Here is a 17269-nt window from a genome sequence, read left to right as displayed (position 1 = left end):
GCCTCGGAAAACCAAGCGGTTTTCCGAGGCTTTTTCTTTGTAGTGGCCGGAGAGCGTAAGCCGGCCCTTCCGCTAGGCTTTCTTGGCAGCAGTGCCGGGTGACCGGGGCAGGAAGGCGAGGATCAGTGCTGCGCCGAGGGCGGCCGTGCCGATAATCGCGATCGCGAGTGGAATGCGCAGTCCCGCGGCGATGAGGAAGCCTCCGACCAAGGGCCCGACGATCGCACCGGCCCGACCGACGCCGATCGCCAAGCCCGTCCCGGTGACTCGCAGTTCGGGCGGAAAGGCGCGGGCGAGCAGGGCGTAGAGGCCGACGATGCCGCCGAACACGCAGGCCCCGGCAACGAAGGCCGTCGCCTGGAGGGCGACGAGGCTCGAGAACATCCCGAACACCACAAAGGTCACGGTGGTGCCGATCATCGACAGGATCACCAGCCGGACGAGCCCGAAGCGAGGCGCCGCCCAGCCCAGCGCCGAGCCGCCGATCACGCCGCCAAGGCTCATCAGCGCCGAGGTGCGGATGGCGTCCGGGGTGGTGAAGCCGAGGTCGCTCATCAGCTTGGGAAGCCAGCCGGAGAAGAAATAGAAGGTGACGATGTGGAGGAAGTAGGCCGCGACCAGCATCAGCGAGAGCTTGCGGAAGCGCGACCCGAGCAGCTCCTGGAAGCTGCCCCCGCGCGCCTTGTCCGACGGCGGGGCGAGGCGTCCGTCAAGGCGCGGGTGACCCATTCGGTCCAGCAGGTCATCGATCTGCGCTTGCGCTTCGGGCGTGCCGAGCCGCGACAGGAATTCGAGCGATTCCGGGAGTTTGAACCATACGATCGGAATAAAGGCCGCGGTCGCGATGGCGCCGACCACGAACACGGACTGCCAGCCGTAAGGCTCCACCAGGTCGGCAACCGCGAAGCCGCCGATCAGGCCGCCGATGGGGTAGCCGATGGTCATCACCGCGACGGAAAAATCGCGCCGGCGTTCGTTGGCGAACTCGGCCGCGACGGCGTTGATGGTCGCGACCATGCCGCCGATGCCGAGCCCGGTGACGACGCGCCAGAAGCAAAGGCTCACCAAGCCCGTCGCAGTTGCGGTGAGTGCCATTCCGCCGGCCATCAGCGCCAGGCAGAGAAGAATAAGTGGGCGGCGGCCGTGACGATCGCCGAACGGCGCGATGAACAGCGAGCCGAGCGCCATTCCGACCAGGCCGGAGGAAAGTGCGACACCCAATTGCGCCGGGCCGATTCCCCAATCCTTGGCGATCCCCGGTGCGGCGAAAGTGATCGCCAGCACGTCGAAGCCATCAAGGGCGTTGAGCGCCACCGAGATCGCGACCGCGAGGACCTGCAACCGACTCATCGGCCGGTCGGCGAGCATGGCGGCAAGCGGCGACGTGCCCGCGCTGGTCGTCGTGGTCATCCTGCGAAATCCCCCTCGTTGAAACCTTTGAGCGATTCTGACCGGCCGCTGTCCGCCAACAGGCAGCAAGAAACTGGTTGTCTGTCCATGCCCACTTTTCCGCTTGCCAAGCCGCAAGATTCGTCGTCAGTTATTCATGTACTCGAAAAATTCGGAAGGGTGAAATGCTGCCGATCAATTCGAAGGAGGGTTCGGCGGCACGACTGCTCTTCCTTCCCGGGTTGATGTGCGACTCTCGCATCTTCGCGGCGCAGACGGGCCGCTTCCCCGGTTCCGTCGCGGTGCATGGCTATGGCCTGCTGCGGACGATCACCGACATGGCAAGGCGGGCGCTGGAGACCGTCTCCGGCCGCTTGTCGCTGGTCGGCCATTCGATGGGGGCGCGGGTCGCGATCGAGGCGTTCCGGCTGGCACCGGAGCGGATCGAGCGCATCGCCCTGCTCAGCACCGGCATACACCCGCCCCGCCCGGGCGAGGCGGAGGCGCGGCATGCCTTGCGCGACGTCGGGCGGGCGCAGGGTGTCGAGGCACTGGTCGATCAATGGTTGCCGCCGATGCTGGCGCCCGGGCGACGGCAGGACGAGGCGGTCATGGCGCCGCTGCGGACGATGTGCCGGGAGGTCGGAGTCGAGGTCTTCGCCGCACAGGTGGAGGCGTTGCTCGACCGGCCGCTGGTCGAACCGGTCCTTCCGCAGATCACCTGCCCGACCCTGATAGCGGTGGGCAGCGAGGATCGCTGGAGCCCGCCCGCGCAACACGAGGAAATCGCCGCGGCACTGCCGCACGCGCAACTGCGGGTCATCGCGGGTGCCGGACACATGCTGCCGGCCGAAGCACCCGAACAACTCAACGCCACCATCGCCGAATGGCTATCGTGGCCAACGCACGCCCAAGGAGTGTCCTAGTGTCCGAACCGAACCTGCAATCCGTGCTGGACGCCAGCGGTGACATCGTCGAGCTGCTTCGCAACCAGCAGAGCGGCCCCAACGCCTATCCGGGCGTGCCGGCGGAATATTCGAACTGGCGCAACGAACAGCAGGGCTGGGCCAAGACCTGCGTGCTGTTCAACCAATCCTACCACATGGTCGACCTGGAGGTCAGCGGGCCGGACGCCTTTGCCATGCTGAACCATCTCGGCATCAACAGCTTCAAAAACTTCGTCCCCAACCGCGCCAAGCAGTTCGTTCCGGTCACGCCCGACGGCTATGTCATCGGCGACGTGATCCTCTTCTACCTCGAGGAGAACCGCTTCAACCTCGTCGGCCGTGCGCCGGTCATCGAGTGGGTCGAATATCACGCCCAGACGGGTGACTGGAACGTCACCGTCGAACGCGACGAGCGCACCGCCGTCCGGCCGGACCCCGAAAACCGCAAGTCCTATCGCTTCCAGTTGCAGGGGCCGACCGCCATGCAGACGCTGGAAAAGGCGATGGGGCAGACCCCGCCCGACCTCAAATTCTTCCACATGACCACCATCCAGATCGCGGGCTGCGAGGTTCGCGCCCTGCGCCACGGCATGGCGGGGCAGCCGGGCTACGAGCTGTTCGGACCGTGGGCGGAGGGCGAGACGGTGCGCCAGGCGCTGATCGCCGCCGGCAAGGACTTCGGCCTGCAGCTGGTCGGCGGGCGTTGCTATTCGTCGAACACGCTGGAGTCGGGCTGGATCCCGTCGCCGCTTCCGGCGATCTACACCGGCGAGGCGCTTCGGCCCTATCGCGAGTGGCTGGGCGCCAATTCCTACGAAGCCAAGGCGTCGATCGGCGGAAGCTTCGTGCCCGACAGCGTCGAAGGCTATTATCTGACGCCGTGGGACCTGGGCTACGGATTGTTCGTCAAGTTCGACCACGACTTCATCGGCCGTGAGGCGCTGGAAGCGATGGCCGACAAGCCGCACCGGAAGAAGGTCACGCTCGCCCTCGACAATGAGGATGTGATGCGCGTGATGAGCTCTGCGCTGCAGAAAGGCGACCGCGCCAAATTTATGGAATTCCCCTCGGCGGTTTATGCGATGCACCCGTTCGATCAGGTGTTGATCGACGGGAAGCTGGTCGGGCTGTCGACCTGGATCGGCTACAGCTCGAACGAAGGGCGCATGCTGACCCTCGCCATGCTCGACGCCGACCATGCCGAGCCGGGAACGCAGGTCACCCTGCTGTGGGGTGAGCCCGACGGCGGCACCCGCAAGCCGACGGTCGAGCGCCACGTCCAGACCGAAATCCGCGCGACGGTGGCCTCCGTGCCCTACTCCGAAGTGGCGCGCGACAGCTACGCTGACAGCTGGCGGACCCGGCAGCCGGCCTGAACGAAAGTAGCAAGATGACCGACCGCCAGTTCAGCCTGCTCATCGACGGCCAGCCCCACTCGGGCGCGGGATCGTTCGACGTCGTCAATCCAGCGACGGGCGAGCCCTTCGCCCGCTGCCCGAAGGCCGACGAAGCGCTGCTGAATCAGGCGGTCGCCGCGGCCAGGGCGGCCTTTCCGGCATGGGCGGCGCGGCCCGCGCCGGAACGGGCGGCGCTGGTGGAGCGGCTGGCCGACGGGATCGAGGCACGCGCGGGCGAGCTCGCCGGCCTGCTCACCGCCGAGCAGGGCAAGCCGCTCGACCAGGCGATGTATGAAGTGATGGGCGCGACCTTCGTCCTGCGCGCCTTTGCGGCGATGCGGGTCGAGGACAAGGTGCTGCGCGACGAAGGCGGCAACCAGGTGATCGAGCATCGCACGCCACTGGGCGTGGTCGCCGCGATCATGCCGTGGAATTTCCCGATCATCCTGTTGATGAACAAGCTCGGCCCCGCGCTGGTCACCGGCAATACGATGGTCGCCAAACCCGCGCCGACCACCCCGCTGACGACCCTTGCGATCGGCGAGATCGCCCGCGACATCCTGCCGCCCGGCGTGCTCAACATCATCTGCGACGAGAATGACCTGGGCGCGGCGCTGACTAGCCACTCTGACGTCGCCAAGGTCGCCTTCACCGGCTCCACCGCGACGGGCATCAAGGTCATGCAGAGCGGCGCCGCGGGGCTGAAGCGGATGACGCTGGAGCTGGGCGGCAACGATGCCGCGATCGTCCTCGACGACGTCGATCCGGTCGAGGCCGCGCGCAAGATCTATGGCGGGGCGATGGCCAATGCCGGGCAGATCTGCGTCGCAATCAAGCGCGCCTACGTGCCCGCCCAAATGTACGACGCGTTCTGCGACGAACTTGCGCGGCTGGCGCGCGACGCCGTGGTCGACGACGGTGACAAGCAGGGCGCGCAGATCGGCCCGGTCCAGAACCGCATGCAGTTCGACAAGATCAGGGCGCTGCTCGACCACGCCCGCGCCAATGGCACCATCCTCGCTGGCGGGACGCCGCTCGACCGGCCCGGCTATTTCATTCCGCCGACCATCGTCCGTGACCTCGACGACGACGCGCCGCTTGTTCGCGAAGAGCAGTTCGGGCCGGTCCTCCCGGTGATGCGCTACGATAACATCGAGGAAGTGATCGCCCGCGCCAACGATAGCGAGCATGGGCTCGGCGGATCGGTGTGGGGCCGCGACCTCTCGCGGGCGACGGCGGTCGCGCGGCAGGTCAACAGCGGCACGGTGTGGGTCAACCAGTATCTCGCGATCGACGCCAACATCCCGTTCCGCGGCGCCAAGATGTCGGGCATCGGCAGCGAACTCGGAGAGGCGGGCCTGCACGAATATACCCAGGCGCACGTAATCAACGCCGTCGCGTTCGAGGCTGGTTGATGGCGACGATCGCTACCACCCATGTCGGAAGCCTGCCGCGGGGCGATACGCTGACCCCCTTGCTCCTCGCGCGGGACGCCGGGGAGCCGTACGATGCGCAGGCCTTCGACCGCGTCGTGCAGGCTGCGGTCGACGAAGCGGTGGCGGCGCAGGTCGCGGCCGGGGTGACGATCGTCAGCGACGGCGAACTCGGCAAGGTCGGCTATTCCACTTACATGATCGAGCGCTTGAGCGGCTTCGGCGGCCACGTCGAGCGCAAGCCCGCGCTCGATCTCGCGCCGCTTCCCGACCTGCGCACGCGGCTGGCTGCGATCATGGGGACGCAGGAATTCACCCGCGCCGCCTGCATCGGTCCGGTTGCGCTGGTCGACCTGCAGCCGCTGCACGACGACATCCGCCGCTTCCGCTCCGCGCTGGAGCGTTTCGGCCAGGGCAGCCGCGCCTTCCTCAACTCCGCCTCGCCGGGCCTGATCACCGCGTTCCAGCCCAATGCCTTTTACGCGACCCACGAGGAATATCTTGCGGCCCTGGTCGACGCGATGCGCCCGGAATATGAGGCGATCGTGGCGGCGGGGATGGAGCTGCAGCTCGACTGTCCCGACCTCGCGATGTCGCGCCACACCGGCTACCAGGACATGGACGAAGCCGAATTCCTCCGCACGGTCGAGGCCAACGTCGAGGCGCTCAACGCCGCCACCGCCGGCATCGCGCCCGAAGCGATGCGGATGCACATCTGCTGGGGCAATTACGAAGGGCCGCACGACCATGACATTCCGGTGGCGCGGATCATGGACATCATCCTCAGGGCGCGGCCCGCGACCATCCTGTTCGAAGCGGCCAACCCACGGCACGAGCATGAATGGACGGTCTGGCGGGACGCGAAGATTCCCGACCACAAGATCCTCGCGCCAGGTTTGATCGACACCTGCTCCAACTATGTCGAGCACCCCGAGCTGATCGCCCAGCGCCTGACGCGATTCATCGGCATGGTCGGCGTGGAGCGCGTCGTCGCCAGCACCGATTGCGGGTTCGGGACCTTCGCGGGCTACGGCAAGATCGATCCCGCCGTCACCTGGAAGAAGCTGCGCGCGCTGCGCGAGGGCGCCGACCTGGCGGCAGCCGCGCAATGAGCCTCGACGGCCTCCAGATCGGTCGACCCGCCGAGACGTTTGGGACCACCGTGCGCGGAGCGGTGATGGAGCTTTTGCAGCAGCTCGGCCTGACCACCATCTTCGGCAATCCGGGCTCGACCGAGCTGCCGATGTTCCGCGATCTGCCCGACTGTTTCCGCTACGTCCTGGGCCTCCAGGAATCGGTCGTCGTCGCAATGGCCGACGGCTTTGCGCAGGCGAGCGGCGGCGCGGCGCTGGTCAATCTGCACAGCTCGGCCGGTGTCGGCCATGCGATGGGCAATCTGTTCACGGCCTTCCGCAACGGCACGCCATTGGTCATTACCGCCGGCCAGCAAGCCCGCTCGATGCTGCCTTACGCCCCGTTTCTCCACGCTGAACGCGCCACCGAACTGCCGCGGCCGTTCGTCAAATGGGCGGTTGAGCCGGCCCGGGCACAGGATGTCCCGCAGGCGATTGCGCAGGCCTATCAGGTCGCCATGCAGGCCCCGCGCGGACCGACCTTCGTCTCGATCCCGATCGACGACTGGGAACAGCCCGCCCGGCCGGTGGCGGTGACTCGAGTCAGTACCCGCGCGGCCCCGGACCCTGCCGCGCTGGCGGAGGCGGCGGCAACGATCGCCAAGGCATCCAGGGTCGCGATCGTGGCTGGCACCGGGGTTGCCGCCAATGGCGCGCGTGACGGCCTGCTCGCATTGGTCGAGCGGCTTGGTGCCGCGGTGTGGATCGCCCCGATGGCGGCCCGCAATCCCTTTCCCGAGGACCACCCGCTGTTCTGCGGTTTCCTTCCTGCATCGCGAGAGGCGATCGTGCAGCGGTTGGCCGACGCCGACTGCATCTTGGTGCTGGGCGCGCCGGTGTTCACCTATCATGTCGAGGGCAGCGGACCGTTCGTCCCGCCCGGCGCCGCGCTGATCCAGATCGGCGACGATCCGGCGCAAGCCGCGCGGGTGCCACAGGGGCAGGGGATCGTCGCCGACCTGGCGCTCGCCCTCCCGGCGCTGGCGGACCTGGTCCCCGTGCGCTCGCGGGAAGCCGCTCCCAGCCGCGGTCAGGCCGCCGCGCCCACTGCAAGCATGTTGACCGACGCCCTCCTGATGGCCCGGCTGGCGGCGCTTCGTCCGGCGGGGATAGCGATCATCGAGGAAGCGCCGAGCACGCGCGGGCCGATGCACGACCATCTGCCGATGCTTGCCGGCGACGAATTCCATACCTGCGCCAGTGGCGGTCTTGGCCACGGCTTGCCGGCGGCGATCGGGGTCGCGCTGGCGCGTCCGGGCGAGCCGGTGCTGTGCCTTTTGGGCGATGGATCGGCGATGTACGCCATCCAGGGAATATGGTGTGCAGCCCACTATGCAGCCGACGTCCGCTTCGTCATCGTCAACAACGGGGGGTATGCGGCGCTCGACCAATTCGGTGCGCTGTTCGGACTGAAGGCGGTGGGCAGCAAGATGCCCGGTCTCGATTTCGTCGCCCTGGCCGAAGCGCAGGGCGTGCCAGGTGAATGCGTTTCCGACCCCAGTGATCTCGACCGTGCACTGACTGCGTTGTTTGCGGGTGCTGGGCCGAGACTGCTTGAGGTCATTGTGACGCGCGAGGGTGGCGACCCTCACGCGGACGATCACGCGCTTGAGGAACATAGGGGAGAAGCGTTATGAAGATCATGATCGGCACCTTGGCGGCTTTGCTCGCCTCCACCGGCGCGTGGGCCCAGACCACCGAGCCGACCGCGCCGCAGCCCGCCCCGGCGCCCGCCACCACCGAGGAAGCGACCACTGGCGAGGCGGCTCCGGCCGACATCATCGTCACCGCCTCGCGGCGGTCGCAGTCGATCCAGGACGTCTCGATCGCCGTCACCGCGGTCGGGTCCGACCGGCTGGTCGGCAACCAGGTCAACAATCTTCAGGACCTGCAGACCATCGTCCCGGCGGTGAACTTCGGCAGCGACTTCAACCAGGCCAAGATCTTCATCCGCGGCGTCGGCGCCAACACCTCGACCACCGGCAGCTCGACCGGCGTCGCGCTGCACGTCGACGGCGCTTACGTCGCCCGCGCCGAAGCCCAGCTGACCTCGTTGTTCGACGTCGAGCGCGTGGAAGTGCTGCGCGGCCCCCAGGGCACGCTCTACGGCCGCAACGCGGTCGGCGGATCGATCAACATCATCACCGCCAAGCCAACCCGCGACTTCGACGGCTATGCGCGGCTTTCCTACGGCAACTACAACGCACTCGTCGGCGAGCTGGCGATCGGCGGACCGATCGCGCCGGGCATCCAGTTCCGCGTCGCGGGCAAGACCGAGAATCGCGACGGCTTCGGCGAGAATCCGGTGTCGGGCAAGGATGTCGACGACCTCAATCGGCGGATGATCCGCGGCCAGCTCAAGTTCGACATCGCGCCCGATGTCGACCTGCTGCTGAGCAGCGAATATTTTCGCCAGGACGACAGTTCGGGCGCGGTCCACTATCTGCGCGCCAGCTTCCCCGGCGTCGCCCGGCTCGCGCCCTTGGGCGTCGGCGGTTACGCCACTAATCCGCGCGACCTCGCCAGCGAGGACCAGCCCGGTACCAGCAGCAAGTCGCTGGCCTTTACCGGCACCTTGCGGGTCGGCCTGACCGACCAATTGTCGCTCACCAACATCGCCAATTACCGCGAGTTCAAGTCGTCGCTGTTCCAGGACCTCGACCTGTCCGCGGTGCAGAACGGCTTCACGGTCAACGGCCAGCCGAGCACGATCCAGGAGCGGCGGATCGACAGCAAGCAATATTCGAACGAGCTGCAGTTCACCTACGCCACCCGCTTCCTGAACGCGGTGGTCGGCGCTTATTACTTCAACGAGCGCCAGCGTCCGATCGACAGTGTCGGCTTCCGCCGCCGCTCGGGCCTGCCCAATACGCCGGCGATCCTGGCGCGCGACGGCATCCCGCTCGACCTCGCCTATCAGCTTTGCGGCTATGAACCGGGCTCGACCACCGGCGGCACTGCCGCCGTGACGCCCAAGCGGGTGTGCACCCGCTCGAACCTCGGGACCGAGGCTTACGCGCTGTTCGGCCAGGCGGTGGTCGACTTCGGCCTGTTCAACGAGGGCATGGCTGGGATCAGCCTGAAGCTGGGCGGCCGCTTCAGCCATGAGAAGGTCACGTCCGAGAACCCCGGCATCGTTATCCGCTACAATGCGGCGGCGCCGAACGGTGCGCTGCCGACGCTCAACCCGACCGCTGCCGGTACGCACCGTGAGCGGACGTTCAAGGACTTCACGCCCGAAGTCGGCCTGCAGTGGGAGCCTTCGCGCGACCTGCTGGTCTATTACACCTATTCGGAAGGCTTCAAGGCGGGCTCGGGCGAGAACGCCTCCGGCTCGACCACCATCGTCGATCCGGAGACGGTCAAGAACCACGAGGTCGGCGTGAAGGCGTCGCTGATGGATCGTCGCCTGACCGTCAACGTGGCGGGCTATAGCTACAAGCTCGACGGACTGCAGCTGAACAAGACCATCAGCGGCGGCCCGACCGGGTACACGACCATCTTCCAGAATGCCGCGCGGACCTCGGCCAAGGGTGTCGAGCTGGAAGTGTTCGCTCGGCCGGTCGATACTTTGCGCTTCTCGGGCGGGCTGTCCTACACCGACAGCAAGTTCAAGGATTACGTCACGATCGATCCGCTCAATCCGGCCAACGTCTCGGGCGGAACGCCCTACAATGCGGTAACCAATCCCGATCCCACGGCATTCGGCGCGCCCGGCGGCGGCAATCTCCAGCTCGCCGGCAACCGCACGCGCAACACGCCGAAGTGGGCGTGGAACGTGCACGGCGAGGCCGACCTGCCGTTCGCCATGCCGGACAGCGGGAAGCTGACCCTGCAGGGTGACGTGTCGCACAAGAGCCGCGTCTACTTCTCCGAATTTGAACGTGAGATCGAAAGCGCGCGGGCCTATACCTTTGTCGATGCGGCGCTCGGTTACTCGAGCGGCGACGGGCACATCCGGGCGCAGCTGTGGGTCAAGAACCTGTTCGACGTCGATCGGGCCTCGTCGACCTTCGCGCTTGCGACCGGTCGGCTGATCGGCGTCACCTACCTGCCGCCGCGTACCTTCGGCGCCAGCATCGGGTACAGCTTCTGAAGAGGGGCAGGACGACGATGACGCTTGCCGCGGGGCCGGATCGCAAGTCCGGCCCGACAGCACCCCGGCAGATGGTAATGGACCCGGCATGACCACACTGTCTGACGCCGCGCGGGCGGAGATCGAACGCCAGTGCGCCCGCCTCGTGCATGTCTACGCCAATGCGAACGATGCGGGCGACTGGCAGGCGGTGGCCGGGCTCTATGCGGCCGATGGTGTGATGTTTCGCCCGACCGCTCCCGACGAGCCGCTGACGGGGCGCGACGTGATCCTCGCCTCGCTTCGGGCACGACCGGCGCGGACGACCCGGCACGTCTGTGCGAACGTCGTCATCGACGTCGCGAGCGAGACCCTTGCCACCGGCGAGAGTGCGATGCTTCTGTTCACCGGCGCGCCCCAGCCGCTGGTCGGTTCCTACCGCGACCGCTTCGTGCTGACCGAAGAAGGCTGGCGCTTTGCGGAACGGCGCGGCTCGCTGCTATTCGGTCCATGAACGAGGCGGCGGCAGGGCAGGGGAGCTTGCGGTTGAATGAGTAGGGAGGGCGGTTCCGCGTCGGTCAAATCCGCGACCCGCACGCTCGACATCCTGGAATATGTCGTGTCGCGGGGGCGGCCCCTGGTCGCGCAGGAACTCGCCGAGGCGCTGGGCATACCGGTTAGCAGCCTGTCCTACCTGCTCACCACCTTGGTCGATCGCGACTATTTGAGCCGTGAAGGACGGCACTATCGCGCCGGCGAGGGTCTCAGCAGGCTCCAGGCGCGCTCGCCCGAACTCGCGCTTTCGCTGGCCGTCGCGCCGCTGGTGCGGACCATGCGGGTCGAGCTGAACGAAACCAGCTCGTTCTTCGTCAGGCGGGACTGGGACGTAGAGGCGCTGGTTACCGAATCCAGCGAGCATGCCCTGCGTTACGCCGTTCAGAAGGGGGCGAGGGCGCCGCTCCACGCCTTTTCCGCCGGCAAGGCCCTGCTTGCGGCCATGGAGGACGACGAGCTCGACCGCTATTTTCGCGAAACCAAGCGGGAGCGCTTCACCCCGATGACGATGGTGGACCAGGCGAGCTTGCGGCGGGAAATCGACGACATCCGGGCAAGCGGCTTTGCCCGGACCAGCCAGGAACATACCCTGGGCATTCAGGGCTTCGGGCGTGCCGCCTCGATCGACGGGGTCGTCGTCGGTGCATTCAGCGTTGCCGTTCCCGTCGCGCGCCTGGACGCTCAGGTCGAACGCGATATCCTGGACCTACTGGCCCGCACCACGGCGCAGATGGCCTGACGCTCGCCTGCCGGTCAGGGCGTCGCTGCCTGCTGTCCGGCGCTGGACGTCAGGCCGAAGCGCTCCTCGAGGAATCTCGCGATCCGACGATAGCCATGGACCCGGTTGGCCAATCGCGAAATGCCGTGGCCCTCGTCCGGAAAGCGCAGGTAGATGACCTGGCTGCCATTGGCCCGGATGCCCTGAACAAGCCGATCGCTTTCCGTAACCGGGTCCCGCGGGTCGTTGGCGCCATGCATCACCAGCATCGGCGTCTTGATCTTGGCGACATTGTTGATGGGCGACAGGCTAGCGAAGAAGGCGCGTACCTTGGGATCGGCGATGTCGCCAAACTCCAGCTTGTCGGAGGCCTTGAGGGCCGGGCTTGCCCCTTCCAGCGCAGATACCCAGTCGGACACGCCGACGATCGAGACGCCGGCCACGAACATGTCCGGATAAGTGCCGAGCGCCTGGTTGGTAAGGTACCCACCGTAGGATCCGCCCCCGACGGCCATGCGGCTCCCGTCGACCTTGCCCGAGGCCTTCAGCCAGCGCACGGCGTCGGCCAGGTCCCCGACCTCGTCGGCTTTCTTCTGGCGGTCGTTGAGGGCCTCGAAGGCCTTACCCTGCCCGGTCGAGCCACGGTAATTGAAGTCCAGCACCGCAATCCCGCGCGATACGTAATATTGCACATCGGCGGCGAAGCCCGGGGTCGCATAGGCGCTCGGACCGCCATGGATGCGCATGAAGACAGGTGGCTTGCTCCCTGCAGCGGACGCAGCCGGCATGTACAGAAGGCCGGTCAGCGGGGCCCCGTCGCGGGCCGCGAACCGGACCGCTTCGGGCGTGACCATCTTCGACAGGTCGAGGCCCGGAGCATCGGTCGGCACCAGCGTCCGAAGGCCCGCCCCGGCGAGATCCCAGGCCATCACCTGGCCCGCCGTGGTGGGGCTGTTGGCGGAAATCAGCAGCACTGGGCGGTCGGCGGCGAAGCGGACCCCCAGCGTGCCTGACGGCAGGCCCGGCACGGTCAGATCGTTCCCGGTGGAAAGGTCGCGGGCGTGGAGCCGGCTGAACCCCGTCTCGATCGTGGTCCAGACGAGATAGCGACCGTCCGGGCTCAGCGCGACCTGACCGATGTCGAACCCCGGACGCGCCACGGTACGCAGCTTCCTGGTGGCGAGGTCGTAATAGGCGATCTCGTGATGGTCCGACGACTGGTTGGTCGACAGGTAGAAGCCCTGCCCGTTGGGGGCCCATTCGACCGAGCTGAACTCGGCGATGTCCTTCGGACGGAATACGGGAGTAAGCGTGCCGCTGGCGACGTTCAGCAAGTGCAGGTCGTTACCACCGCCGCGCGTCTCGCTGACCGCCAGGAGGTCGCCGCCCGGTTGCCAGGCGACGGCGTAGAAGCCGCCGCGAGCCTCATAGACCCGCCGGCTTCGTCCGGTCGCGACGTCGGTCACGTAGATGTCGAAGTCGGTGCCGTTCCGCTCCGTCGAGGAATAAGCGATCCGGCGGCCATCGCGGCTCCAGGTGCCGAAGGTGCGAAAGGCCGGGGACTTTTCCACGATCGTGCGTTCGGCCGTTCCGTTGGCCGAAAGCAGGTGCATGCCCACGCGCTCGTCACCGTCGGTGTCGGCCCCATAGAGCCATTGGCCCGCGGGTCCGGGCTCCAGCCAGTCGACCCCCGACCCGTAGGTAAGCTGATCGGGAAAACCGCCGCTGACCGGCATGGTCCAGATCTGAGGTGATCCGGTGACGTCGCTGATCCACGCGACACGCGACCCGTCGGCGGACAGGACCGCGTCGCGCGGGCTGCGCACCAGCAGGAAGCGGGCAATGTCCGGCTTGCCGTCCTGCGCGGAGGCAAGGGATACCGGTTCGGCCTTCACCACATCCTCGGGGCGATAGGTCTGCGCCGACACTGCGGCTGGCGCAGCGCCGGCCAGCATCAAGGAAAGAAGAATTGCCCGCATCGTTGCCCCCCGGAGTTTGGGAAAGACTGACAGGTGCGGAATGGCGAGTCGAGGGACCGCAATGCGTCCGCTTGCCCCCCGTCACCGTTACTCACCCATGAAAATAAGCATTCTATCGGCCTTGTGCCTGGCGCTGGCCGCCTGCTCGCCGCCCAGCCTGTTGAGCTCGGTCAATGGCCTCGTGCCCGGGGACAATGGCGCGCGGCGGGTGGCCGAAGGGATCGTCTTCGCGCCTGCGCAGGGCCTTAAGCTCGACGTCTGGTCGCCGCGCCCGAGTGCGCGCAAGCTGCCGGTGGTCGTCTTTCTCTATGGCGGCGGCTGGGTCGACGGATCGCGCGGCGGCTATGCCTTTGCAGGGTCGGGCTATGCGGGGCAGGGGTTCGTCACCGTCGTCCCTGATTATCGCCTCGTGCCGGCGGTGCGCTTCCCGGCCTTCCTCGAAGATGGCGCTCGCGCGGTGAAATGGACCCGCGACAATATCGCGCGCTACGGCGGCGATCCCGACCGGATTGCGCTCGCCGGCCATTCTGCGGGTGCCTACAACGGAGCGATGCTCGCGCTCGACGGCCATTATCTTCGCGAAGCGGGGGTTCCCGCAGGAACGATCAAGGCGGCAGCGCTGCTGTCAGGACCTTATGATTTCCTGCCCTTCACCGAGCAGCGTGGCCGCGATGCGCTGGGCGCTTGGCCCCGGCCCGCCGAAACGCAGCCGATCAATTTCGTCACCCGCTCGGCCCCGCCGATGCTGCTCGCGACCGGGAGCGACGACCGCATCGTCAATCCGCGCAACAGCCAGGCGCTGGCCGGGAAACTCGAGCAAGCTGGCGTGCCGGTGGAGCTGAAGATCTACCCGAGTAAGAGCCATGTCGACCTCGCCAAGTCCCTGTCACGCCCGTTCCGCACGACCACCCCCGCCCTCGCGGATAGCGCCGCTTTCCTCCACCGGACCATGGGCCGGTAAGCGCCGCTCAGCTGAGGACCAGCTTCTGCCGCAAGGGCGCCGAACCGGTATCGGGGAACAGCATCTGCGCCATGCGCGCGGGATCCTGGCCAAAATGCTGGCCGAGCGCCGTCGCGATGAGCGCGTCGAGGTTGATCGTCGGCTTGAGGTCGCGCGCCTCGTAGAGGGCGGTCGGGGCCAGGCCCGGCCAGTCGGCGACGACCTTGCCGCCAGCAACCGCGCCGCCCAGCAGGAAGGCGGTGGAGCCGGTGCCGTGGTCGGTCCCGCCCGTCCCGTTCTCGCGCGCGGTGCGGCCGAACTCGGTGGCGACCAGCACCAGGGTGTTGTTCCAATCCTCGCCAAGCCCGTCGCGAAAGGCGGCGAGCACCGCGTCGAGCCCGGTGAGTTGCGCATTGAGGCGGCCCCGCTGCGCGGTGTGGGTGTCCCACCCGTCAGTCTCCACCATCCCGATCCGCGCCCCGCCGGGACCCTTCATCATCCGCGCTGCAAGCGCACCGGCAGCGACGGCGCCTCTGCCGGTGGCGAGATCGCCGGCCTTGGTCCGCGCCTGCAGTGCCTCGTTCCACAAGGGCCCAAGCTGCGCGTCATTGGCGTAAAGGTCGCCGACCCGGATCATCAGGTCCTCGCCCGCCGCCGGGAGGTTGGACGGGGCGTAGGAGGCGACCCGCGCCGAACCGCGCAGCGCGGGCGGAACGGTCGGTGCAAAGGCAATCGCCTGCGGATTGTCGGGCATGGTCCGGACCAGCCGGTTCATCCAGCCGTCCCGCATCCGGTAGGGCAGGGCGCCGCCCGTCTCCAGCACATTCTGTCCGTCGAAGTGCGATCGGTCGCGATAGGGGGAGGCGACCGCGTGGACCAGCAACGCCTGCTTGGCCGCGGTCATCGCCGCGACCTGCTTGAGCGCGGGGTGGAGCGTGAACATGGCGTCGAGCTTCGTCCCGTTGGCGGCCTCGGCGCCCAGTTGCGGACGCAGCCCGGCGAAACCCGGATCCCCCGTCGGGGCAAGGATTGCCAGGCCATCGGCGGCGCCGCGCTGGATCACGAACAGGAACCGGCGATCGGTCGCAGCCGCGGCAAAGGCCAGGTGCGGAGCGAAGGTGACGGCGGCGATCCCGCTCGCACCGGTGGCGAGGAAGCTCCGGCGATCCATGATTACCTCCTGAGGAATTCGGGCGAGACCAGCAGCAGCGCGAGGCCGGTGGCCGGGCTTTCGGCGCGGCTGATCGCGGTGGCGGTGGCGTTGCTGAGGCGTGCGCCCAGCACCCCCGGGGCAAGCGCTCGGGCATCGACGCCCTGGCCCGCGGCGGTGGCGAAACGCCCGGCCGCCTCGACCCGGCGGACGAGCGCATCGGGGCCTGCCCAGCTGGCGGCGATATCGTCGAAGCCCGCCGGCGACGCCGGCCGCCACACCGGCATGCCCAGCTCCTGAAGCAGTCCGACGGCGCGCTGGGCGGGCGGCGCGGGCAGGTCGAGGGCGCGCAGGCTGGCGATGGTCCATTCCCACGGGTTGCGAAACTTGGGCCGGTCGGCCTGCCACGCCTCGGGCGCTTCGATCAGCGCGCGGTAGACCGTCGGCAGATCGCCCCGGCTGGTCAGGAACGCCCGCTCGACCCGCGCCACCGCCGCAGGCGGGGGATCGTCGGCGATGAAATGGCGGGCAAGCTTGGTCGCGACGTGCCGGGCGGTCGCCGGATGGACCGCAAGGTCGCGCAGCACCGCGCGCGCCTGTCCCTCGCCGTCCTCGCCATAGCGCTTGCTCAATATGGTCCGGGCGCCGGGCTCGTGCAGCGCTTCGGCGAAGGTGAAGTCCCCGCTCTGGCCGGAAAGCCGACGCTGCATCGGGCCGCGCCCGATCCCGGCCACCGTCCAGCCGGTCAGCGCCCTGGCGAATTCGGTCACGTCGGACTGGCTGTAGCCGGTACGCACGCCAAGCGTATGCAGCTCCAGGATTTCGCGCGCTAGATTCTCGTTGAGCCCGACGTCGCGGCCGCGCAAACCGGCGCGTTCGCCGGCAAGGCTGTTGGGCCCGACCGATTGCGCCTGGTCGAGGTAGAGCAGCATCGCGGGATGCCGTTCAACGGCGAATAGCAGGTCGGCAAAGCTTCCCGTCAGGTTGGGACGGATCGCTTCGAGCTCGAGCAGCCCGGCATAACCGACCGTGGTCATCTTGGTCGCGCCAACGGCGAAATGATTGGCCCAGAAATGCGCCATCCGCTCGAGGAACGGGGTGGGGGTGGTAAGCGCCGCGCCGACCCGCGCATCGACCGCGCGCAGATAGAGTTCGCGCTGATCTCTGCGGGCAGCGGCCAGTTCGGGCGGACGCGCAGCGCGGCGGGCGGCTCCGGCGGGGTTGGCTGCGGGCGCGGGCGCCATCATGCTCGCCGGGGCGAGCGACGCCATCGTGCCGCCAGCCGGCATCGCCGCAGGCATGTCCATCCGGTTCTGCCGCGCATCGCGCCGTTCCTCGCGATAGGCGATCAGCGCCTCCGCCGCTTCCGAGCGGGTCGGCACATCGTCCAGCCCGGCGAGCCGTTGCCCGAGCTGTGCCTCGACCCATTCGCGGCCATCGCCGGTTTCCGCCGGCTGGCCGCCGCGCGGTCCCAGGCCGAACCGGTTCTGGGCAAACAGCAGGTCGCGCATCGTCCTCGCTCCACGAGCCATCAAGGACGCCGGTGTCCGCCC

13 protein-coding genes are annotated in these 17269 nt (G+C 67.9%); 9 read left to right on the top strand and 4 right to left on the bottom strand.

The window, feature by feature from the left end:
* Window positions 1–72: 72 nt before the first annotated feature.
* The gene (locus tag GGQ97_RS12435) at window positions 73–1410 is read right to left on the bottom strand and encodes an MFS transporter (RefSeq protein ID WP_168070018.1); all 1338 of its coding nucleotides are present in this window, start codon (window positions 1408–1410) and stop codon (window positions 73–75) included.
* 164 nt (window positions 1411–1574) lie between these two features.
* Here GGQ97_RS12435 and GGQ97_RS12430 point away from each other — a divergent pair, with 164 nt between their 5' ends.
* From GGQ97_RS12430 to GGQ97_RS12395, 8 genes are all read left to right on the top strand, one after another.
* Window positions 1575–2315 carry an alpha/beta fold hydrolase gene (locus GGQ97_RS12430; RefSeq protein WP_168070017.1) on the top strand — a complete coding sequence of 247 codons (741 nt, stop codon included), beginning with the start codon at window positions 1575–1577 and terminating at the stop codon, window positions 2313–2315.
* Window positions 2315–3712 carry a syringate O-demethylase gene (gene desA, locus GGQ97_RS12425; protein ID WP_168070015.1) on the top strand — a complete coding sequence of 466 codons (1398 nt, stop codon included), beginning with the start codon at window positions 2315–2317 and terminating at the stop codon, window positions 3710–3712. Before GGQ97_RS12430 ends, desA begins: the two co-directional genes overlap by 1 nt.
* A 14-nt stretch (window positions 3713–3726) precedes the next feature.
* The gene (locus GGQ97_RS12420) at window positions 3727–5148 is read left to right on the top strand and encodes an aldehyde dehydrogenase family protein (protein WP_168070013.1); all 1422 of its coding nucleotides are present in this window, start codon (window positions 3727–3729) and stop codon (window positions 5146–5148) included.
* Window positions 5148–6278, top strand: coding sequence for a cobalamin-independent methionine synthase II family protein (locus GGQ97_RS12415; protein WP_168070011.1), 1131 nt, complete (start codon window positions 5148–5150; stop codon window positions 6276–6278). The genes GGQ97_RS12420 and GGQ97_RS12415 overlap by 1 nt, the downstream gene beginning before the upstream one ends.
* Entirely contained in the window at window positions 6275–7936 is a 1662-nt protein-coding gene (gene mdlC, locus GGQ97_RS12410) for a benzoylformate decarboxylase (RefSeq protein ID WP_168070009.1), read from the top strand. The genes GGQ97_RS12415 and mdlC overlap by 4 nt, the downstream gene beginning before the upstream one ends.
* A complete protein-coding gene (locus tag GGQ97_RS12405; RefSeq protein WP_168070008.1) occupies window positions 7933–10395 on the top strand; it encodes a TonB-dependent receptor in 2463 nt (820 codons plus the stop codon). The genes mdlC and GGQ97_RS12405 overlap by 4 nt, the downstream gene beginning before the upstream one ends.
* An 88-nt stretch (window positions 10396–10483) precedes the next feature.
* Window positions 10484–10888, top strand: a complete 405-nt coding sequence (locus GGQ97_RS12400; protein ID WP_168070006.1) for a nuclear transport factor 2 family protein — start codon at window positions 10484–10486, stop codon at window positions 10886–10888.
* Between the two features lie 36 nt (window positions 10889–10924).
* Window positions 10925–11668 (top strand): IclR family transcriptional regulator, encoded by a 744-nt coding sequence (locus GGQ97_RS12395; RefSeq protein WP_168070005.1) that lies wholly within the window; start codon window positions 10925–10927, stop codon window positions 11666–11668.
* Between the two features lie 14 nt (window positions 11669–11682).
* Here GGQ97_RS12395 and GGQ97_RS12390 read toward each other — a convergent pair whose 3' ends face one another.
* The gene (locus GGQ97_RS12390; RefSeq protein WP_168070003.1) at window positions 11683–13626 is read right to left on the bottom strand and encodes a S9 family peptidase; all 1944 of its coding nucleotides are present in this window, start codon (window positions 13624–13626) and stop codon (window positions 11683–11685) included.
* Window positions 13627–13723: 97 nt separating this feature from the next.
* Here GGQ97_RS12390 and GGQ97_RS12385 point away from each other — a divergent pair, with 97 nt between their 5' ends.
* The gene (locus GGQ97_RS12385) at window positions 13724–14587 is read left to right on the top strand and encodes an alpha/beta hydrolase (RefSeq protein ID WP_168070001.1); all 864 of its coding nucleotides are present in this window, start codon (window positions 13724–13726) and stop codon (window positions 14585–14587) included.
* A 7-nt stretch (window positions 14588–14594) separates the two neighbouring features.
* Here the strand turns inward: GGQ97_RS12385 and GGQ97_RS12380 are convergent, their stop codons facing one another.
* Entirely contained in the window at window positions 14595–15737 is a 1143-nt protein-coding gene (locus tag GGQ97_RS12380) for a DUF1501 domain-containing protein (RefSeq protein WP_168069999.1), read from the bottom strand.
* Window positions 15738–15739: 2 nt separating this feature from the next.
* Entirely contained in the window at window positions 15740–17227 is a 1488-nt protein-coding gene (locus GGQ97_RS12375; RefSeq protein WP_168069997.1) for a DUF1800 domain-containing protein, read from the bottom strand.
* Between the last annotated feature and the right edge of the window lie 42 nt (window positions 17228–17269).

Source organism: Sphingomonas kaistensis (assembly GCF_011927725.1).
In the GTDB taxonomy this organism is placed as follows: Bacteria; Pseudomonadota; Alphaproteobacteria; order Sphingomonadales; family Sphingomonadaceae; genus Sphingomicrobium; species Sphingomicrobium kaistense.
This window is presented reverse-complemented; position numbering and strand designations above follow the sequence as displayed.